This is a genomic window from Sinorhizobium fredii USDA 257 (genome assembly GCF_000265205.3).
In the GTDB taxonomy this organism is placed as follows: Bacteria; Pseudomonadota; Alphaproteobacteria; order Rhizobiales; family Rhizobiaceae; genus Sinorhizobium; species Sinorhizobium fredii_B.
In genome coordinates this window covers 4,337,879-4,356,064 of the sequence record NC_018000.1, presented here as the reverse complement: position 1 = coordinate 4,356,064, position 18,186 = coordinate 4,337,879, and the positions used below count along the sequence as shown (strand labels likewise).

The following is an 18,186-nucleotide window of genomic DNA, read 5'->3' as shown; positions in this document are numbered from 1 at the left end:
CAGAAAATACTGACGTTGTGCTAATGCAGGCGATGCATAATTCTGGCGCAAAAAAGGGGCGAAGTGGCCCATTCATTTAAGGTTCGACGCAACGATACTCTTGCTGATGTGATGGCTTAAGTTGACACAATTGAGAACCTACTCGTCGGCTACGATCAGGCTGCTGCCGTGTATATCTACACGTATGCGTGCGAGCGCGTTGTAAGTACCCCCAAGACTCGGCTGAACGAGACTTCTATTAGTCTGGGGAGGTTTTTCCGTAAATGTAGTGAAAAATGGGTTCGTGAAAATCGAGTCCATCGATCCACTACCGCCCCGGCCGCCCCGTTTTTCCTTTCGTTCGGCCCTTCTGCCGCTTCTCGTCCGCTTGGTCCTCATAGGAGCCGATGCCGGGTTTGGCGCGGGTGAGGATCGGCTTTTCCGGAACGTGGCCAGTGATGGGCTTCTCGGTCCGCCCGACGGTCATCTCGTTGAGGGTGTTTTTCCTGAACAGCGATTGCCCTTCCGACTTGCGGCCCATTTCGTCGAGATCCGGCTTGCGGAAGAGCGGGCGCTCGGTGTCGGTGCCCGGGCCCATGTCGTCGAGGGAGGGTTTCTGGAAGTAGCCGGTGGACGAGGTACCCCCCTCCGTCCTGCCGGACATCTCCCCCGCAACAGGAGAGCTCGGGCTGGGGGCGCTCTTCGTACCCCGCTTCCCGCTCTCTTGCGACTTCGCCTCTTCTCTTGCCATCGGATCGTCGAGGACCGCGAGTTCGGCGGCCTTGAGGCGTTTGATCTCGTCGCGCAGCCGCGCGGCGGTTTCGAAGTCGAGGTCGGCGGCGGCATCGCGCATCTGTTTTTCCAGCGCATTGAGATGCGCCTGCAGATTGTTGCCGACGAGGTGGCCGCCATCCGCAAAGCCCTTGCCGGAGACGCCGGAGATGTCGGCACGGACGTGGTCGCGCTCGTAGACCGAATCGAGGATATCGGAGATCCTCGCCTTCACCGATTCCGGCGTGATGCCGTTCTCGAGGTTGTAGGCCATCTGTTTCTCGCGACGGCGGGCGGTTTCCTCCATCGCCCGGCTCATCGAGCCGGTGATCGTGTCGGCATAGAGGATGACCTTGCCGTCGACATTGCGGGCGGCGCGGCCGATCGTCTGGATGAGCGAGGTTTCCGAGCGCAGGAAGCCTTCCTTGTCGGCGTCGAGAATGGCGACGAAGCCGCATTCGGGAATGTCGAGGCCCTCGCGCAGCAGGTTGATGCCGACCAGTACGTCGAAGGCGCCGAGGCGGAGATCACGGATGATCTCGATGCGCTCCAGCGTGTCGATGTCGGAGTGCATGTAGCGCACCCGGACGCCCTGCTCGTGCAGATATTCGGTGAGGTCCTCGGCCATGCGCTTGGTCAGCACCGTGACCAGCGTGCGGTAGCCGGCGGCGGCGGTCTCGCGAATTTCCCCCAGCACATCGTCGACCTGCGTCTTGGCGGAGCGCACCTCGACCGGGGGGTCGATCAGGCCGGTCGGGCGGATCACCTGCTCGGCGAAGACGCCGCCGGACTGCTCCATCTCCCAACCGCCGGGCGTCGCCGAGACGGCGATCGTGTCGGGTCGCATCGCGTCCCATTCCTCGAAGCGCAGCGGCCGGTTGTCCATGCAGGAGGGCAGGCGGAAGCCGTATTCGGCCAGCGTCGCCTTGCGGCGGAAGTCGCCGCGATACATGCCGCCGATCTGCGGAATGGTGACGTGGCTTTCGTCGATGAAGATCAGCGCATTGTCGGGAATATATTCGAACAGCGTCGGTGGCGGTTCGCCGGGCCTGCGGCCGGTCAAGTAGCGCGAATAGTTCTCGATGCCCTGGCAGGAGCCGGTGGCCTCGAGCATTTCGAGGTCGTAGCGGGTGCGCTGCTCGAGGCGCTGCGCCTCCAGCAGGCGGCCGGCGCGCTCCAGTTCGACCAGGCGTTGCGCCAGCTCCTCCTTGATCGCCTTCGTGGCGGCGTTCAGCGTCGGCCGCGGCGTCACATAGTGCGAGTTGGCGTAGATCTTCACCGATTTCAGGTCGCCGGTCTTCTGGCCGGTCAGCGGATCGAACTCGGTGATCGCGTCGATCTCGTCGCCGAACATCGAGATGCGCCAGGCGGCATCCTCCAGGTGGGCCGGGAAGATCTCGATCGTGTCGCCGCGCACCCGGAAGGAGCCGCGCTGGAAATCCATGTCGCGGCGCTTGTATTGCTGCGCCACCAGATCGGCGAGCAATTGCCGCTGGTCCAGCCGGTCGCCGACATTCATCTGAAAGGTCATCGCCGTGTAGGTCTCGACCGAGCCGATACCGTAGATGCAGGAGACCGAGGCGACGATGATGACGTCGTCGCGTTCGAGCAGCGAGCGCGTCGCCGAGTGGCGCATCCGGTCGATCTGCTCGTTGATCGAGGATTCCTTCTCGATATAGGTGTCGGAGCGCGGCACATAGGCTTCCGGCTGATAGTAGTCGTAGTAGGAGACGAAATACTCGACGGCGTTTTCCGGGAAGAAGTTCTTGAACTCGGAATAGAGCTGGGCGGCGAGCGTCTTATTCGGCGCCAGGATGACGGCCGGACGCTGCGTCGCCTCGATCACCTTGGCCATGGTGAAGGTTTTGCCGGAGCCAGTGACGCCGAGCAGCACCTGGTTGCGCTCGCCGGTGGTGAGACCGTCGACGAGATCGGCGATCGCGGTCGGCTGGTCGCCTGCGGGCTCGTAGTCCGATTGCATGCGGATGGCGATGCCGCCTTCGGACTTTTCCGGTCGGGCAGGCCGGTGCGGCGTCCAGAGCTTACCGTCCTTGAACAGCGGATTGCCGCTCTCGATGAGCTTCGCCAATACATCGACCGTGGCGGTGACGCCGGAGCCCGTCGTCAGCTTGTCGGCATCCTCGAGCGCTACATCGAGGCCGGCGACCGGGTTGAGCCCGGCGGCAGCACGCGTCTTCGGGTCGTGGCTGCCGCCCATCGAGGTGCCGCGTGCGGTCTTGCCGCTGATCGTCTTTCCGCTCGCGCTGTCGGCGCGTTGCGCCTTCGCTCCGCGGGGGCCTCGCGTCAGCTCGGACGCCCGTTCGGGCTTGCGGCCTTCGGCCGATCTCTCTTCACCGTCCGAGGTCGCTTTCGATGCGGCAATCTCGACCTTCTTGCGGTGCTTGCCCGCCTTCGAAGCGACCTCGCGCTGGCTCTCGAAGGTCGACGCCTCCGCCTCAGCCTCGAGCTGCTTCACCCAGTCGGAGACGTTGCCGGACAGCGGCGTGCCGGAAAGCGGCGCCTGCGGGGCTTCCTCGAAACCGCTGGGTGTGGACGAATTTTTCGGGGATTTTTTCGGTTTCTGGGCCATGGCGGGGAATATGGACAGAGTCAGGCCGAAAGCCAAGGGGGAAGGAGTACAAAAGGGAAACGAAGCGGATGGATTTTTCGAGGACGGTGGCGTAGAGCCGACAGCATGTGGCAGCTGCTGGTCGCGAGAAATCGTGCGGAAAAAGCAGGGCACATCCGCTCCGGATACGGCGAAGACGCTTGCGAGGAGGACGGCGGCCGGATCATCCTCGGTCACCGATTCGCGTCCTCCCGAGGTCCCAATGCCCTTTGCCGTCAATCCCGCCTATGTCTGGCCGGTGCTGCTGCTGCTCGCCTCCAATGTCTTCATGACCTTCGCCTGGTACGGTCACCTGAAGTTCACGTCCTCGCCACTCTATATCGTCATCGCCGCCAGCTGGGGCATCGCTTTCTTCGAATATTGGCTGGCGGTACCCGCCAACCGCATCGGCCATTCCGTCTATTCGGCGGCGCAGTTGAAGACGATGCAGGAGGTGATCACGCTCACCATCTTCGTCCTCTTTTCGATCTTCTGGCTGAAGGAGCCGATCGGCTGGCATCAACTCGTCGGTTTCGCGCTGATCGCGCTCGGCGCCTCGTTCATTTTCAAGGGCTGAGGGCGGATGAATTGCCCCTCATCCCGCTGCCGCGACCTTCTCCCGCCATCCAGGTAAACTGGTAGAGCAAGGCGCTAGGAAAAGATTGCCGGATCCGGCGCGGGCTCGTCCATGGCTATTCCGCCGGCACGGGCGTCGGCTTCCCGGTACTGTCGAGCGCCACCATCACGAAAATGGCGTCGGTAACCTTCTCCATCACATGCGAGAGATAGCGCTGCGCCCAGGCCTCAACCTTGAGGGTCATCGAGGTGCGTCCGACCTTGACGATATCCGTATAGATGCACAGCGTGTCGCCGATCTTGACCGGCAAAGCGAAGGCCATTTCCTTGACGGCGGCGGTGACGACGCGGCCCCTGGCACGTTCGGCGGCGCGGATGCCGCAGGAAAGGTCCATCTGCGCCATCACCCATCCGCCAAATATGTCGCCGGCGGCATTGGCATCGCCGGGCATCGCCAGGGTGCGCAAGGTTAGCTCGCCATTCGGCTTGATCACTGCATTCATGCGGCTTCTCCCCCGTTGCCGACAAAAGGTTTAGTCTATGGCGGGTATCCGAAAAAGAGGCCAGCACCAAATCTCGCATCCTCTCCGGCACGCGCCTTGGTTGCCGAAAAGTTAATCCTGAATCGTAAAATCTAGCGAATCTTTGTTAGGAGCTTCGCAAATTCCTCCCTTTATCCTGCAAGCCACTGAAAGGGAGGCTGGGATGAGACGATTTCGGATTTCGGCGCGGCTTTACGCGCTGGTGGCATTTGCGTTGTTGGTGATGGCGGGGGCGCTGACCTTCGGCCTGGTCCAGGCGCAGGACAAGCTCGTCGCCGAGCGTAAGGCGATGCTTTCGGCGATGAACGACAACGCCGTTACGGTGTTCGAGGCCTATCACAAGCAGGAACAGGCCGGAACGCTTTCACGCGAGGAGGCGCAGAAACGTGCCTTGGAAGCGATCAAGGCGATGCGCTACCAGGACAGTGGCTACTTCTGGGTCAACGACATGCATCCGACGATGGTGATGCATCCGATCAAGCCGGAACTGGACGGCAAGGATCTTTCCCAGAACAAGGATCCCAACGGGAAGTTCCTGTTCGTCGAATTCGTCAAGACGGTGCAGGCCCAGGGCAGGGGCTTCGTCGACTACTACTGGCCGAAGCCCGGTGCCGAGGAACCGGTGCTGAAATATTCGCATGTGGCAGGCTTCAAGCCTTGGGGCTGGGTTGTCGGCACCGGCGTCTATGCCGACGATCTGGCGGCCATGTTCCGCGAGCGCGCCTGGCAGGTGGGCGGCATTCTTGCAGCGGCGGCGCTGGCGATCCTGCTGGCGGCACTGGCGATCGTCCGCAGCGTGGTGCGGCCGGTTGAGAAACTGAAGGTCTCCATGCAGGCGATCGCCGACGAGGACGTTTCCTCGGAAATTCCGGAAACGGACCGTGCCGACGAGATCGGCCAGATGGCCAAGGTACTTATGGTACTGCGGGATTCCGTGAAGGAGCGCTTGGAACTGCGCTCGCGCGAAGTCGAGCAGCAGGATCGGCTGAACGCCGAGCGGCGCGGCAATGAAGAACTGCAGCGCTCGACCGCCGCCGCCCAAGCCGAGGCGATGGAAACACTTGGCGCCGCTCTCGAGCGGCTGGCAAGCGGCGATCTCACGGCCGAGGTCGGGCGGATCGCGCCGGAATACGGCAAGCTCAAGCATGACTTCAATGCTGCCGTTGCCGCGCTTCGGGATGCCATCGGGGCGATCTCGCAATCGACCGAGATCGTGCATGGCAGTGCCGGCGATATTTCCGAGGCGGCGAACAATCTGGCGCGGCGGACGGAACAGCAGGCGGCCGCCCTGGAAGAAACGGCCGCGGCGCTCGACGAGATTACCTCGACCGTGCGTCACGCCTCGGATCGCGCCGTCGAGGCGCGCGACATGGTCAACGAGACCAAGGCGAGTGCGGCGAAATCCGGCGGCATCGTCCGTAACGCGATCGATGCCATGGGGCGGATCGAGGATTCCTCGAGCCGCATCAGCCAGATCATCGGCGTCATCGACGAGATCGCCTTCCAGACCAACCTGCTGGCGCTGAACGCCGGCGTGGAAGCGGCGCGGGCGGGCGAGGCGGGGCGCGGTTTTGCGGTCGTCGCCCAGGAAGTTCGCGAGCTTGCGCAACGGTCGGCCGGGGCAGCGAAGGAAATCAAGGGTCTTATCGGCACGTCGGTCAAGGAAGTCGGCGCGGGCGTCGAGCTCGTTCGCTCCACGGGTGACGCCCTCAAGGAGATCGAGGCCCTCGTCAACCAAGTGAACGAACAGGTCGCCTCGATCGCCACCGCGGCTCGCGAACAGGCGACGGGTCTCCAGGAGGTGAACACTGCCGTCAACAGCATGGACCAGATGACGCAGCAGAACGCGGCCATGGTCGAGGAAACAACCGCCGCGAGCCAGGTGCTGGCCCAGGAGAGCCGCGAGTTGAAGTCGCTGCTCGAGAGGTTCCGCCTGCGGGACGGGCAAGCCGCCTATGATCGGGCGGCCTGACACAACAAAATAGAAGACCAATTGCCAGACTGGCCCGCGTTCGAAAGAGCGCGGGTTCTTTGTTTCGACATTATTCTATCCATCCCCAGTTGCATGAAGGGGATCCGGTTCGCGGAACTTGACGGCACCGTCCATTGCAGGTGAGATCACGCTCGGGAGAGGGCGGCCGTTGCAGTTCGCTCGAGGCAAAGATGATCGCGGAGGATTTCCATGTCGCTACTCAGGCTTTTCATCTCGCGGCCGTCCGCTTCGATCTTGATGGTGATCGGCTTTCTTTCCGCCTGCACGGTCGTCGTCGACGAACCTGGGCCCGCGCCGGTCCGTCCGCCGCAAATGTGTACGATGGAATTCGCGCCGGTCTGCGGCGAACGCGGCAACCGCCTCAGAACCTTCCCCAATGCCTGCAACGCGCGCGCCGACGGCTTTCGCGTCCTTCACCGGGGCGAATGCCGGCCGGATTTCCGTCCGCCGCTGGAGCAGGCCTGCACCCGCGAATTCGCACCGGTCTGCGGCGAGCGCGGCAGGCTGAGGCGATCATTTCCGAATGCCTGTGAGGCGCGCGCCGACGGATTCCGGGTGATCGGGTCGGGCGAATGCCGGCGCAGCGAAGATCCCGCGCCGCCCCAGCAGTTTTGCACGCGGGAATATGCTCCCGTCTGCGGCCAGCGCGGCGGGCGGCTCTCGACCTTTCCAAATGCCTGCGAAGCCGGCGCCGCTGGTTTCCGCATTGTCCATCGCGGCGAGTGCGGTTGAGGAGACCGCGACCCGAGGCAGGACTCGCGCCACTTTTGGTGTCGAGCAAACGCTTCATTTACCACGTTTGCATATAGTACGGCCTGAACCCGTCTTTCTCGGCCGCTTGCCCGCTTGGCGACATAGCGGGGCGCCACGTTTTGATTGCGGGCGGGCGATGGACCGACAAAGTCGTGGCTTTGTCATGGACGAAGGCGGCAATTGGTATGGCGTATGTTTCTCTTCTCCATCGACCGTTGACGGCGCTGCTGCTGTCCATCCCGCTTGTGGCCTGCAGCACTGACGCACTTTCGCCGCCGACCAGGGTCGACGGCGCCTCCCGTGTCGGCGCCATCAGGCCGAGCCGCGTCGTAACCAAACCGGAACAGGCGGCCGCCGCCTATCCGTCGGAAGGGCCGGTATCGACCCTCAGTGACGGGGCCGCTGGCGCTGCCGAGCCGCAGGGCAGTCTGCCGATGATCGACAGCCAGCCGGATACGGCTGAAACGCAAGTCGCAAGCGCCGGCCCAATGTCGGTTCCGCCCGAAGGCGTCAATATGGATGCAATGCTCGGCGTCGAGCCGGTCGTCGGCCTGGCGCAGGAGCAGGCCGGTGACATTGCCGAAGGCAACGCCACTCAGCCGGTTGTCGGCGGTATCGGCGAGGACAATGTGCGTCAGCTCGGCGGCTCCGCCGAGCTTGCGCCCGCAGCGGAAGCATCTCCGGGCTACGATCCCGATCTGCCGCCGCTGACGCCGGAACAGATCTCGCCCGAAGAGCCGTCGAGGGCGCGACACGTCACGCCGCAGCGGGCCGGTCGGCGTGCCGAGGAGCCGCAGCAGGTCGCCTTCCTGCCGCGCGCCCGCAATCCTCTCTCGGCGCCCGAATATACAGGCGAAATGCCTCGCTCGGAGATCGCCTGCCGCCAGCGACTGAAGAGGCTCGGCGTCATCTTCCGCGATGTGCCGCGCATTTATAACGGACCGTCTTGCGGCATCGACTATCCGGTCGAGATCAGCGGCCTTTCGGGCAACATTGCCGTCAAGCCTGCGGTGAAGCTCAATTGCCAAGTGACCGAAGCGTTTGCCAAGTGGGTGAAGTACGAACTCGCGCCGTCTTCGCGCTACCGCTACTGGTCCGGCGTCAAGACGATCAAGCCGCTCGGCGGCTATTCCTGCCGGACGATGAACTCGCGCCGCGGCAATCCAATGTCGGAACATGCGCGCGGCAATGCCATCGACGTCGGCAAATTCGTCTTGAAGAACGGCAAGGAGATCGACGTGCGCCGGAAGGGCTTCTTCGCCTTCCGGGAGCGCGGGCTGTTAAAGGCCGTGCGCGCCGATAGCTGCAAGTATTTCCACACCGTGCTCGGCCCCGGCAGCGATCCGTTCCACAAGGACCATTTCCACTTTGATCTGCGGACGCGTAAATCCGGCTACCGGCATTGCGATTAGCGGTCGGCGACACAAAAAAAGAGGCCGGCGGGGGCCGGCCAAAACGCCGGAGCATAGGGGAGGCTCCGGCGTGCAAATCACGAGAGCGGGGCCGCTCCGCGCCGTTTGAAGGTGATTGAAATCCATCACCGTTTCATGACAGTGATGGCACTCATCCACATCCGCTGCCGGCCTTCAGCACGATCGGATTTTTCCATGCCGCCGCTCTCGGAACTGATGATGTTTGCCCTGGCGCTGGCCGCGGCCGGCGTCGTATCCGGCGTGCTTGCGGGCCTCTTCGGCGTCGGCGGCGGTGCCATCCTCGTACCGGTTTTCTTTCAGGTCTTTGGGATTCTTGGTGTCGACGACGCGGTGCGGATGCATCTTTCGGTGGGCACCTCGACGGCGATCATCGTCCCCACCTCGGTGCGCTCCTTCCTGTTGCACTACCGGCGCTGACACGGCCTTGTTGCGCAATTGGATCCTTGCCATTCCGCTCGGCGCCATCCTCGCTACCGTGATCGCGGCCTATGTCAGCAGCGAGACCTTGCGGCTGATCTTCGCTGTCATTGCGTTCGCGGTCGCGTTGCGGATGATCTTCAACCGCGCGACCTGGCGCCTCGGCACGGAGCTTCCGAAGAATCCGGTCAAGTGGCTGGTCGGCGGTGATCGGCATCTTGTCCGGGCTGATGGGTGTCGGCGTCGGCGTGCTCAACAATACATTCATGACGCTTTACAACGGGCCCATCCATCAGGCGATCGCGACATCCTCCGGCGTCGGCGTGCTGATTTCGATCCCCGGACTGTTCGGCTACATCTGGGCGGGCTGGGGCGAGCCGGGTCTACCGCCGCTCTCGACCGGCTTCGTCAACTGGATCGCAGTTGCCTTGATCATTCCGGTCTCGTTGCTGGTGGCGCCGCTCGGCGTTCGTCTTGCCCATGCGATGGACAGAAGGCAGCTCGAGGCGGTATTCGGTATTTTCATGACCTTGATAGCCTTGCGCTTCCTTTACAGCCTCTACGGCTGGCCCGGGATAAGCGGGCCCGCATCATGGCATCGCCGGCAACCCGAAATTGGGTGACCCTCCGTATCGCGCCTGTGCGATAATCCGCTTCTCCGAGCTCTTGAACGCGCGACGCGAGATTGACGTCGTCCTGGGTCACTTGTTCGGCCGAACGATTACATTATATTTAATTGTATTTTGATGAAATGGGGGCAACGATGTGTGCAGCTGCAACTGCAAAGCCGGACGTCAAAGGCTTTTATGAGTGTCGCACGGGAAGCATCCAGTACGTCGTTTCCGATCCGCTGACAAAGCATTGCGCCATCATCGACCCGGTGCTCGATTTCGATGAGAAATCGGGTACGACGGCAACCGAGCAGGCGGACCTGATCCTCGAATATGTGGGCCGGAATGGCCTGACGGTCGAATGGATACTCGACACCCATCCGCATGCGGACCATTTCTCGGCCGCGGCCTATCTCAAGGAACGTACCGGCGCGCCGACCGGCATTGGCTCCGAAGTGGTGCGCGTCCAGAAGCTTTGGAAGGCGATCTATAATTGGCCGGAGCTTGCTGTGGACGGTTCGCAATGGGACCGCCTGTTTGAAGGGGGCGAGCGTTTGCATCTCGGATCGATCGAAGGACGGGTGCTCTATTCGCCAGGCCATACCCTTGCTTCCGTGACCTTTATCTTCGACGACGCGGCCTTTGTCCACGACACGATCTTCATGCCCGACAGCGGGACGGCCCGGGCGGATTTCCCCGGAGGCGACGCACGTCAGCTGTGGCGCTCTATCGCCGAGATTCTTGCGCTGCCGGACGAAACCCGGGTTTTCACCGGTCACGATTACCGACCGGAAGGCCGCGAGCCGCGCTGGGAAAGTACCGTGGGCGAGGAGAAGCGCTGTAATACGCATATTGCTGGCGTCACTGAGGATCAGTTCGTTCAACTGCGGGAGGCACGCGACCGATCTCTGCCGATGCCGAAGCTGATCCTGCACGCATTGCAGGTCAATATTCGCGGCGGTCGCTTGCCGGATCCGGAGGCCAATGGCGCGCGCTATCTGAAATTTCCGCTCAATGCGCTCAAGGGAGCGGCATGGGGCTGAAAGGAGATGGAGATGCGAACGCTGACGAAATTCCGAAACGTCCGCCCGCACATGGGCGAGCGGACGGGCGAAGCCGCGGCGTTGCTCAAGACGCTCGCAAACCAGAACCGGCTGATAATCGCCTGCACGCTTGTCGAAGGCGAGTACTCGGTGGGCCAGTTGGAGGAGACGCTCGGCATCCACCAGCCGACCTTGTCGCAGCAACTGACCGTACTGCGGGAAGCGGGCATCGTCGCAACGCGCCGCGACGCCAAACAAATCTTCTATCGGCTGGCGGATGACAAAGCCGAGCGGCTGATCATGGCGCTTTATGAGATCTTCTGCCACCAGGGAGATGCTGGCGGGGATGGCAGCCCATGATCGCCCTTTTGGAGCGCGGCGGTGGCGTCGGGCCTCTCAGCGTCGCTGCCCCGGATATCATTTGACGGAGCGTCACCTTTAAATTTGCGCGGCATGGGCTGCAAAACAGCGTGACTTGGCCCATATAGGAGCGGCAACCCTGCCGATATTGCCCGCATTCGGATCCGTTTTTTCATGGCTTCTATTGTTTCCGTTTCAAACCTGTCGAAAACCTATGCCTCCGGCTTCGAGGCGCTGAAGGGTGTCAGCCTCGATATCGAGGAGGGAGAGATCCTCGCCCTGCTCGGGCCAAACGGGGCCGGCAAGACCACCCTGATCTCGATCATCTGCGGCATCGTCAATCCGAGCGGCGGAGAGGTTACCGTCAATGGCCATGACGTCGTGCGCGACTTCCGCCAGACGCGGGCGATGATCGGGCTCGTGCCGCAGGAGCTGACGACGGATGCCTTCGAGACGGTATGGAACACCGTTTCCTTTTCGCGCGGCCTGCATGGCAAGAAGCCGGACCCGGCCCACATCGAGAAGGTGCTGAAGGATCTGTCGCTCTGGAACAAGAAGGACAACATGCTGCGCGAGCTTTCGGGCGGTATGAAGCGGCGCGTACTGATCGCCAAGGCGCTGTCGCACGAACCGCGGGTGCTCTTCCTCGACGAGCCGACCGCTGGTGTCGACGTCAGCCTGCGCAAGAGCATGTGGGAGGTCGTCGAGCGGCTGCGCGCTTCGGGCGTGACGATCATTCTGACGACGCACTACATCGAAGAAGCGGAAGAGATCGCCGACCGGATCGCCGTCATCAATGGCGGTGAAATCCTTCTGGTCGAGGACAAGAACGCGCTGATGACGAAGCTTGGTCGCAAGCAGCTGCGCGTCGATCTCGCCCAACCGTTGGAGCGCATCCCGGACTCGTTGTCGTCCTACAATCTGACGCTCGAGGACAATGGCCAGAGTCTGATCTACGAGTACGACACGAGCGCCGATCGGACCGGCATTACCGCGCTGCTCGCGACGCTCGCGGAGACCGGGGTCAGGCTACGGGATCTCTCGACGCGGCAGAGTTCGCTTGAGGATATTTTCGTCGAGATCGTGGAGGCGGGGCGATGAACATCGAAGCGGTCAAGTCCATCTATTTCTTCGAGATGGCGCGCACGCGCCGCACCCTGCTGCAGAGCGTGGTGTCGCCGGTCATCTCCACCTCGCTCTATTTCATCGTCTTCGGTGCGGCGATCGGCGAACGCATCCAGCAGATCGACGGCGTCTCCTACGGTGCCTTCATCACGCCCGGGCTGATGATGCTGACGCTGCTGACGCAATGCATCGGAAACGGTTCCTTCGGCATCTATTTCCCGAAATTCACCGGCACGATCTACGAAGTGCTGTCATCGCCGATCTCGATGCTGGAAATCGTTCTCGGCTATGTCGGCGCGGCGGCGACCAAGGGCTTGATGATCGGCACGATCATTCTGATCACCGCGTCACTGTTCGTCGATCTCAGCATCGCCCACCCCTTCGCGATGATCTTCTTCTTCGTGCTGACGGCGGTGACCTTCAGCCTTTTCGGCTTCATCATCGGCATCTGGGCGAAAGACTTCGAGCAATTGAACCTGATCCCGATGCTGGTCGTCCCGCCGCTCGTCTTCCTTGGAGGAAGCTTCTACTCGGTCGATATGCTGCCGCCATTCTGGCGGACGCTGAGCCACTTCAATCCGGTACTCTATCTGATCAGTGGTTTCCGCTGGAGCTTCTTCGAGATTTCAGACGTCAATCCGCTCGCGAGCGCCGTGATCATCGTCGCTTTCCTCGCGATTTGCATGGCCGTGCTGGCCTGGATCTTCCGCACCGGCTACAGGCTGCGCAATTGACGGCTGGATCTAGTCCCGCAGCCGCAACTCGTCGGTGCGCATCTGCAGAGAGTCCAGGGTCGAGAGGAAGCTCATGCCGAGCAGGCTGCGATCGAGGTTGCCTTTGGCGGCGACCATTGCGCGGATGTTTCGCCGCTCGATCGGGCCGATGGCAATTTGCTCCAGTGTAACCGGAGCGGCCAGCGTCCGGCCGTTTGCAGTCATCACCGTCACCGAATAGCCGAGACTTTCCGGGTCGAGGCCGATCCTCTCGGCGTCCTCGTAGGTGAGGGCGATGCTGCTGGCTCCTGTGTCGACGAGCATGCTGACCGCCTCGCCATTGATCGTCGCCTCGGCCTGGAAGTGGCCGTCGAGGCGCTTGCGCAGCACGATTTCCTGCTGCCCCTCGCCGTCGGTGATGACCATCGTCCGGCCGGGCATGAGTTCGGAGAGCACCCGGTCGCCGAAGGTCTGAAGCTCGACGCGATAGGCATAGCCGGAAACGAGACCAACGGCGATCAGCAGCCATAGGGCGATCTGGCGCACACTCTCCCCGAAATGGCGTCGGCTGTGAAGGATGCCGGCAGCAAACAGCGTCGCAATGGCTGCGAGCGAAACGAGCCGCCCGAAGTCGTCATTGTTCATGCCGAAAGTCTGGCCGCTGTCGTGATTAAAGATCAGGAGTGCGAGGCCAACGGCGAGGATTGCCAGCAGAAGGATCAGACGGTTCATGCGCCGCTTCGTTCCCGCGCCAACCGGGCCCTGCGTGTTTCGCGTCGCGGCTTGCGCTCGACTGTCTCCAGCCGCGCCGGCAGCGCCTGCATGATGCTGTGCCGTTCTGCATCGGAGTAGAGCGTCCAGGAGCCGATTTCATCTCGCGTACGCCCGCAGCCGAAACAGTAGCCTGTCCGGTCATCGATCGCGCAAACGAGAATGCAGGGAGATTCCATCGGGCGTGCTCTGCTCTGGTTGGTCGAATTATATCGGTCTTTCATATCGCCAGCGCAAGAGCGCCGAGAACGGCGACTTCCGTCAGCTGCTGCGTGGCGCCGATCGTGTCGCCGGTATGGCCGCCGAGCTTGCGGGAGACGATCCTGCCGAATCCCCGCACGGTGAGGGCGAATGCGGTGAAAGCGAGCAGAGCCGCGATCAGAGGAACCCCGGCCGCATAAAACAGCAGAAGCGAGAGGAGCGCTCCGGATCCAAGCGCTTGTGACGTCGCGCGCGGCTCCGGAACGCCGGCCGCGGCGGCGACGCCATCGCGGCGCGCTGGCGGCAGGCGCGACCAGTGCCAGACCATGGCGGTACGGCTGAGGGCGGCAGTTGCGAGAAGCGCGGATGCGGCGCCCATAGGTGAGAGAAGCGGCAGGAAGGAAGCGAGCGCCGAGACGCGCAGGCCGAAGGAAAGGATGAGGGCTACGGCTGCATAGGTGCCGATGCGGCTGTCCTTCATGATCGCCAGTGCGGATTCGCGATCGCGGCCGCCGCCGAGGCCGTCGGCCGTATCGCCGAGGCCGTCCTCATGCAGCGCGCCGGTAACGAGTGCCTGCAAGGCAACGATCAGGAAAGCGGTGAACAGCGAGCTTGCTTGAAGCACGTCCAGGAGCGCCCCCAGCAACGCCGCGGGGAGGGCGATCAGAATGCCTGCGAGCGGGAAGGCACGCACGGCGCGGCTCAGTCGACTGTCATGGCCGACGAAATGCCGCCGAGGCATGGGGATGCGGCTCAAGAACGCCACCGATCGCGCCAGATCATCACAGAGATCGCCAACAATGCGCATAGTCTCTCCCAGGTCGGAACCACCCGAATCGCGGCCCTTTGCCGGATCATGCTCCGGCGACAGCATTTGGCGCAAATGCCGTTGCCGGGAGCGATGGCAGCCTCTATGAGGGTGCCGAACGCCCTTTCGGATATGCAAGGATTTCTTATGAGTGCCAGCGGCCTGCCGTTTGATGATTTCCGCGCGTTGTTGCGTAACCTGCCGGGACCCGATGCGGCGGCGCTCGTTGCGGCCCGCGAGCGGGACGCGCAACTGACGAAGCCGCCGGGCGCGCTCGGCCGTCTCGAGGAAATCGCCTTCTGGCTCGCTGCCTGGACGGGCCGCCCGCCTGCGGTCAACCGGCCGCTCGTCGCGATCTTTGCCGGCAACCACGGCGTTACCAGGCAGGGCGTCACACCCTTCCCCTCGTCGGTTACGGCACAGATGGTCGAGAATTTCGCCGCCGGCGGTGCGGCCATCAATCAGATCTGCGTCACCCATGACCTTGGACTCAAGGTCTTCGACCTCGCGCTCGATTATCCGACCGGCGACATCACCGAGGAAGCGGCTCTGTCCGAACGCGACTGCGCTGCGACGATGGCCTTCGGCATGGAGGCGATCGCCGGTGGTACGGACCTGCTCTGCGTCGGCGAGATGGGCATCGGCAACACGACGATCGCCGCGGCGATCAACCTTGGCCTCTATGGCGGGACGGCCGAGGACTGGGTCGGGCCGGGCACCGGCTCCGAGGGCGAGGTGCTGAGGCGCAAGTTCGCGGCGGTCGAAAGGGCCGTGGCGTTGCATCGCGATCACCTGTCCGATCCCCTCGAACTGATGCGCCGGCTCGGCGGGCGCGAGATTGCGGCGATGGCTGGCGCCATTCTCGCGGCGCGCATGCAGAAAGTGCCGGTGATCATCGACGGCTACGTGGCAACGGCAGCGGCGGCGATCCTCAAGGCCGCCAACCCGGCAGCACTCGACCATTGCCTGATCGGCCATGTCTCGGGAGAGCCCGGGCACATGCGCGCCATCGACAAGCTCGGCAAGACGCCGCTCCTGGCGCTCGGCATGCGGCTCGGCGAGGGCACGGGCGCAGCCCTTGCCGCGGGTATCGTCAAGGCGGCAGCCGCCTGCCATGGCGGGATGGCGACCTTTGCCCAGGCCGGCGTCAGCAACAAGGATTGACGCACCGGCTTCGTCCATTCCTGTCGGTCGACTGTCGGCCATGTTATGCTTGGCGACTGCAGGTCTTGATGCGGAGCGTCTTCTCGCATATCGGGAGGAGCGGGCGCGTTCCGGTTTCAGGCGAAATAGCGTTGCGCCGGATTGAGATGATGTCTGGCGCGTACTTCAACTGAAGCCGGCCTCGCATTCGCCGCAATCGGAATGTCGAAGCTTCGCAGTTTCAAGCTCGTCGAGACGAAATGGACGCCAAGAACACCACCTCCCGCAACGGTCGCACCGCCCCTGTCACAAAGCATACCGGCATCCGCCATCTCTTTGCGGCTGCGAGCTATTCGCTCGGCGGCGCGAAGCGGCTGATCGGCGAGGCGGCCTTTCGCCACGAACTGATTGCCTTCGCCGTCGCAATGGTTGCCTTCGTCGCCGTCGGCGCCAGCTTCGTCCAGTATGTCGTGATGGCCATCCTGTTCCTGCTGATGATGGCATTCGAAGCGATCAATACGGCGATCGAAGAGATCGTCGACCGCGTCTCACCGGAAATCTCGGATATGGGTAGGCACGCCAAGGACCTCGGGTCCTTCGCCTGTCTCTGCCTCATCCTGGCGAACGCCACCTATGCCTCTTACGTGGTGTTCCTGGCGCACTACCTTGGCTGACGACGGAGCGTAAACGCGCTCGATCAGGCGAAGCTCTTGCGGCGGCGCGCGGGCGAGGGGACGTCCTCGACCGGCGGCAGGCTCTGCAGGACGCGGCGGGGCGGCAGGATGGCGATCGCCTCGGTGCCTTCGCGGAGCTTGGAGCGCAGGATGAACTGGCCATTGTGCTTGGCGAGGATCGCCTGGACAATCGGCAGGCCGAGACCAGTTCCCTGTTCGGCGCTCTTGATCGCAATCGACCCTTGGCCAAAGGCCGAAAGCACGATCGGGATCTCCTCCTCGGGAATGCCCGGGCCATTGTCCTTGATGGAAATGTATTGCCCGCCGCCGGCGGTCCAGCCGACCTTGACGGTGATCTCGCCGCCGGAAGGCGTGAATTTGACGGCATTCGAGAGAAGATTCAAAGCGACCTGACGCATCGCTTTCTCATCGATCCAAACGGAAGGCATGCCCTGTTCGAACTGCGGCTCGATCGTAATGTTCTTGCCGCGGGCGCGAAGCTGCACCATGCCGATGCAATCCTCGGCGATCTCGACGAGACTGACCGCCTCTTCATTGAGCTCGTACCGACCGGCTTCGATGCGGGACAGGTCTAAGATCTCGTTGATGAGGTTCAGGAGATGCTCGCCGGAACGGTGAATATCGACCGTGTACTCCTTGTAGGTCGGATTATTGAGCGGTCCCAACACCTCCGTCGACATCACCTCCGAGAAGCCGAGAATGGCATTGAGCGGCGTGCGCAGCTCGTGCGACATCGATGCAAGGAAGCGGGACTTGGCGAGATTCGCCTCTTCGGCACGGCGGCGGGCCTCGTCCGACATGGATTTTGCCACTTCAAGTTCGGCGATGAGGTCATCCTTCTCCGATTGCATTGAGAGGATGTGCACGTTCGCCTTGTTCATGCGCTCGGTCATGAAGGCGAGAAAAACAAGCGAGAGCGACAGGATTCCGGTCAGTCCGACATGGATGGGATCGCCACCCGCCAGCGAAGAGAAACCGAGCGCGGCGACGACCGGCAGAAAGGTATAGACCAAGGCGTTGCGCAGCAGAAACGTGCCCATCGCAGTGGCGGCAAGCGCGATGAAGAGCCCGGCGCCTTCGAAGAGTGCGAACTGGACCCCGCCGCAGGCACTGCAGTCCTGCAGGGCAAAAATTGCCCAGCAAAGCCCCATGAGCAGTTGGCCGGCGAGAAAGCGGCGTCGCCAGATGGCGACTTTCTCCGCACCGATATTCTGGCGCTTTGCCCTGCGCGCCAGGTAAACCGTGACCGCATGAGCCGAGAGCGTCATCAGGCCCCAAAAGAGGATGCTCGGCTCCCCGGAAAGGTAGACGCCGATCGCCGAGATCAGGCCGACGAGCAGGGGGACGGCGATAGCGCCATGCAGTACGGCATCAACGTGGAGGAGGAGCATTTCGCGGTCGAAGCCGGAAGGGGCGGACGAACCGGTCTGCAGCCGCTGGCGAGTCGCGCGCACCGCCTTCGAAACAGCCTTGTTCCGATGGTGTCGCGACTTGTCGACGATGATCTTATCAGTCGATGTGCTGACGGCGATGCTCATGCTCGTGGGTCGGGAATTGCGTCTGGCTTGCAGTCTAGGATGCAATCCTTAAGAAGTTGCTGCCCATAGGAAGGATTCGAAAACCATTGTGGCGCGATTGCGTTTT

Annotated in this window: 16 protein-coding genes and 1 pseudogene; 11 read left to right on the top strand and 6 right to left on the bottom strand. The window is 62.7% G+C overall.

The window, feature by feature from the left end; translation table 11 throughout:
- Positions 1-307: 307 nt before the first annotated feature.
- Entirely contained in the window at positions 308-3,340 is a 3,033-nt protein-coding gene (gene uvrB / locus USDA257_RS20320) for an excinuclease ABC subunit UvrB (protein WP_041415466.1), read from the bottom strand.
- Between the two features lie 241 nt (positions 3,341-3,581).
- Between uvrB and USDA257_RS20315 the strand changes: the two genes are divergently transcribed.
- Positions 3,582-3,935 (top strand): DMT family protein, encoded by a 354-nt coding sequence (locus USDA257_RS20315; RefSeq protein WP_014764842.1) that lies wholly within the window; start codon positions 3,582-3,584, stop codon positions 3,933-3,935.
- Between the two features lie 115 nt (positions 3,936-4,050).
- Here the strand turns inward: USDA257_RS20315 and USDA257_RS20310 are convergent, their stop codons facing one another.
- Positions 4,051-4,437, bottom strand: a complete 387-nt coding sequence (locus USDA257_RS20310) for an acyl-CoA thioesterase (RefSeq protein ID WP_014764841.1) — start codon at positions 4,435-4,437, stop codon at positions 4,051-4,053.
- A 202-nt stretch (positions 4,438-4,639) separates the two neighbouring features.
- Here USDA257_RS20310 and USDA257_RS20305 point away from each other — a divergent pair, with 202 nt between their 5' ends.
- The 8 genes and pseudogenes from USDA257_RS20305 (at position 4,640) to USDA257_RS20270 (ending at position 12,945) form a co-directional block, all read left to right on the top strand.
- A complete protein-coding gene (locus USDA257_RS20305; RefSeq protein ID WP_014764840.1) occupies positions 4,640-6,448 on the top strand; it encodes a methyl-accepting chemotaxis protein in 1,809 nt (602 codons plus the stop codon).
- A gap of 210 nt (positions 6,449-6,658) precedes the next feature.
- Complete coding sequence (locus tag USDA257_RS20300; RefSeq protein ID WP_014764839.1) at positions 6,659-7,201, top strand: Kazal-type serine protease inhibitor family protein; 543 nt, start codon at positions 6,659-6,661, stop codon at positions 7,199-7,201.
- A 206-nt stretch (positions 7,202-7,407) separates the two neighbouring features.
- Positions 7,408-8,634, top strand: a complete 1,227-nt coding sequence (locus tag USDA257_RS20295) for an extensin-like domain-containing protein (protein WP_041414459.1) — start codon at positions 7,408-7,410, stop codon at positions 8,632-8,634.
- 195 nt (positions 8,635-8,829) lie between these two features.
- Positions 8,830-9,695, top strand: a pseudogene (locus USDA257_RS20290) (sulfite exporter TauE/SafE family protein).
- Positions 9,696-9,835: 140 nt separating this feature from the next.
- Positions 9,836-10,726, top strand: a complete 891-nt coding sequence (locus tag USDA257_RS20285; protein WP_014764837.1) for an MBL fold metallo-hydrolase — start codon at positions 9,836-9,838, stop codon at positions 10,724-10,726.
- A 12-nt stretch (positions 10,727-10,738) separates the two neighbouring features.
- Positions 10,739-11,086, top strand: a complete 348-nt coding sequence (gene bigR / locus USDA257_RS20280) for a sulfite-sensing transcriptional repressor BigR (RefSeq protein ID WP_014764836.1) — start codon at positions 10,739-10,741, stop codon at positions 11,084-11,086.
- 174 nt (positions 11,087-11,260) lie between these two features.
- The gene (locus USDA257_RS20275; protein WP_014764835.1) at positions 11,261-12,187 is read left to right on the top strand and encodes an ABC transporter ATP-binding protein; all 927 of its coding nucleotides are present in this window, start codon (positions 11,261-11,263) and stop codon (positions 12,185-12,187) included.
- Positions 12,184-12,945: an ABC transporter permease gene (locus USDA257_RS20270; protein WP_014764834.1), complete on the top strand. Its 762-nt coding sequence runs from the start codon at positions 12,184-12,186 to the stop codon at positions 12,943-12,945. The genes USDA257_RS20275 and USDA257_RS20270 overlap by 4 nt, the downstream gene beginning before the upstream one ends.
- Positions 12,946-12,954: 9 nt before the next feature.
- Here the strand turns inward: USDA257_RS20270 and USDA257_RS20265 are convergent, their stop codons facing one another.
- The 3 genes from USDA257_RS20265 to USDA257_RS20255 are packed head-to-tail and all read right to left on the bottom strand — an operon-like array spanning position 12,955 to position 14,704.
- Positions 12,955-13,656 carry a TIGR02281 family clan AA aspartic protease gene (locus tag USDA257_RS20265; protein WP_014764833.1) on the bottom strand — a complete coding sequence of 234 codons (702 nt, stop codon included), beginning with the start codon at positions 13,654-13,656 and terminating at the stop codon, positions 12,955-12,957.
- On the bottom strand, positions 13,653-13,874 hold the full coding sequence (locus USDA257_RS20260; RefSeq protein ID WP_041415464.1) for a DUF1289 domain-containing protein: 222 nt from the start codon (positions 13,872-13,874) through the stop codon (positions 13,653-13,655). The genes USDA257_RS20265 and USDA257_RS20260 overlap by 4 nt, the downstream gene beginning before the upstream one ends.
- Before the next feature lie 41 nt (positions 13,875-13,915).
- Positions 13,916-14,704: an adenosylcobinamide-GDP ribazoletransferase gene (locus tag USDA257_RS20255; protein ID WP_014764831.1), complete on the bottom strand. Its 789-nt coding sequence runs from the start codon at positions 14,702-14,704 to the stop codon at positions 13,916-13,918.
- Positions 14,705-14,851: 147 nt separating this feature from the next.
- On the opposite strand from USDA257_RS20255, the gene cobT reads away from it, so the two are divergent.
- A complete protein-coding gene (gene cobT, locus USDA257_RS20250) occupies positions 14,852-15,868 on the top strand; it encodes a nicotinate-nucleotide--dimethylbenzimidazole phosphoribosyltransferase (protein ID WP_014764830.1) in 1,017 nt (338 codons plus the stop codon).
- Positions 15,869-16,107: 239 nt separating this feature from the next.
- Positions 16,108-16,521: a diacylglycerol kinase gene (locus tag USDA257_RS20245; protein ID WP_014764829.1), complete on the top strand. Its 414-nt coding sequence runs from the start codon at positions 16,108-16,110 to the stop codon at positions 16,519-16,521.
- 23 nt (positions 16,522-16,544) lie between these two features.
- Here the strand turns inward: USDA257_RS20245 and USDA257_RS20240 are convergent, their stop codons facing one another.
- The gene (locus USDA257_RS20240) at positions 16,545-18,080 is read right to left on the bottom strand and encodes a sensor histidine kinase (protein ID WP_014764828.1); all 1,536 of its coding nucleotides are present in this window, start codon (positions 18,078-18,080) and stop codon (positions 16,545-16,547) included.
- Positions 18,081-18,186: the final 106 nt, after the last annotated feature.

What these genes read in the sequence shown, in the direction of transcription:
- uvrB (WP_041415466.1), bottom strand. Translation starts at nt 3,340, where the DNA reads ATGGCCCAGAAACCGAAAAAATCCCCGAAAAATTCGTCCACACCCAGC.
- USDA257_RS20305 (WP_014764840.1), top strand. Translation starts at nt 4,640, where the DNA reads ATGAGACGATTTCGGATTTCGGCGCGGCTTTACGCGCTGGTGGCATTT.
- USDA257_RS20255 (WP_014764831.1), bottom strand. Translation starts at nt 14,704, where the DNA reads ATGCGCATTGTTGGCGATCTCTGTGATGATCTGGCGCGATCGGTGGCG.
- bigR (WP_014764836.1), top strand. Translation starts at nt 10,739, where the DNA reads ATGCGAACGCTGACGAAATTCCGAAACGTCCGCCCGCACATGGGCGAG.
- USDA257_RS20315 (WP_014764842.1), top strand. Translation starts at nt 3,582, where the DNA reads ATGCCCTTTGCCGTCAATCCCGCCTATGTCTGGCCGGTGCTGCTGCTG.
- USDA257_RS20295 (WP_041414459.1), top strand. Translation starts at nt 7,408, where the DNA reads ATGGCGTATGTTTCTCTTCTCCATCGACCGTTGACGGCGCTGCTGCTG.
- USDA257_RS20310 (WP_014764841.1), bottom strand. Translation starts at nt 4,437, where the DNA reads ATGAATGCAGTGATCAAGCCGAATGGCGAGCTAACCTTGCGCACCCTG.
- USDA257_RS20265 (WP_014764833.1), bottom strand. Translation starts at nt 13,656, where the DNA reads ATGAACCGTCTGATCCTTCTGCTGGCAATCCTCGCCGTTGGCCTCGCA.
- USDA257_RS20245 (WP_014764829.1), top strand. Translation starts at nt 16,108, where the DNA reads ATGGACGCCAAGAACACCACCTCCCGCAACGGTCGCACCGCCCCTGTC.
- USDA257_RS20275 (WP_014764835.1), top strand. Translation starts at nt 11,261, where the DNA reads ATGGCTTCTATTGTTTCCGTTTCAAACCTGTCGAAAACCTATGCCTCC.
- USDA257_RS20300 (WP_014764839.1), top strand. Translation starts at nt 6,659, where the DNA reads ATGTCGCTACTCAGGCTTTTCATCTCGCGGCCGTCCGCTTCGATCTTG.
- USDA257_RS20285 (WP_014764837.1), top strand. Translation starts at nt 9,836, where the DNA reads ATGTGTGCAGCTGCAACTGCAAAGCCGGACGTCAAAGGCTTTTATGAG.
- cobT (WP_014764830.1), top strand. Translation starts at nt 14,852, where the DNA reads ATGAGTGCCAGCGGCCTGCCGTTTGATGATTTCCGCGCGTTGTTGCGT.
- USDA257_RS20240 (WP_014764828.1), bottom strand. Translation starts at nt 18,080, where the DNA reads ATGAGCATCGCCGTCAGCACATCGACTGATAAGATCATCGTCGACAAG.
- USDA257_RS20270 (WP_014764834.1), top strand. Translation starts at nt 12,184, where the DNA reads ATGAACATCGAAGCGGTCAAGTCCATCTATTTCTTCGAGATGGCGCGC.
- USDA257_RS20260 (WP_041415464.1), bottom strand. Translation starts at nt 13,874, where the DNA reads ATGGAATCTCCCTGCATTCTCGTTTGCGCGATCGATGACCGGACAGGC.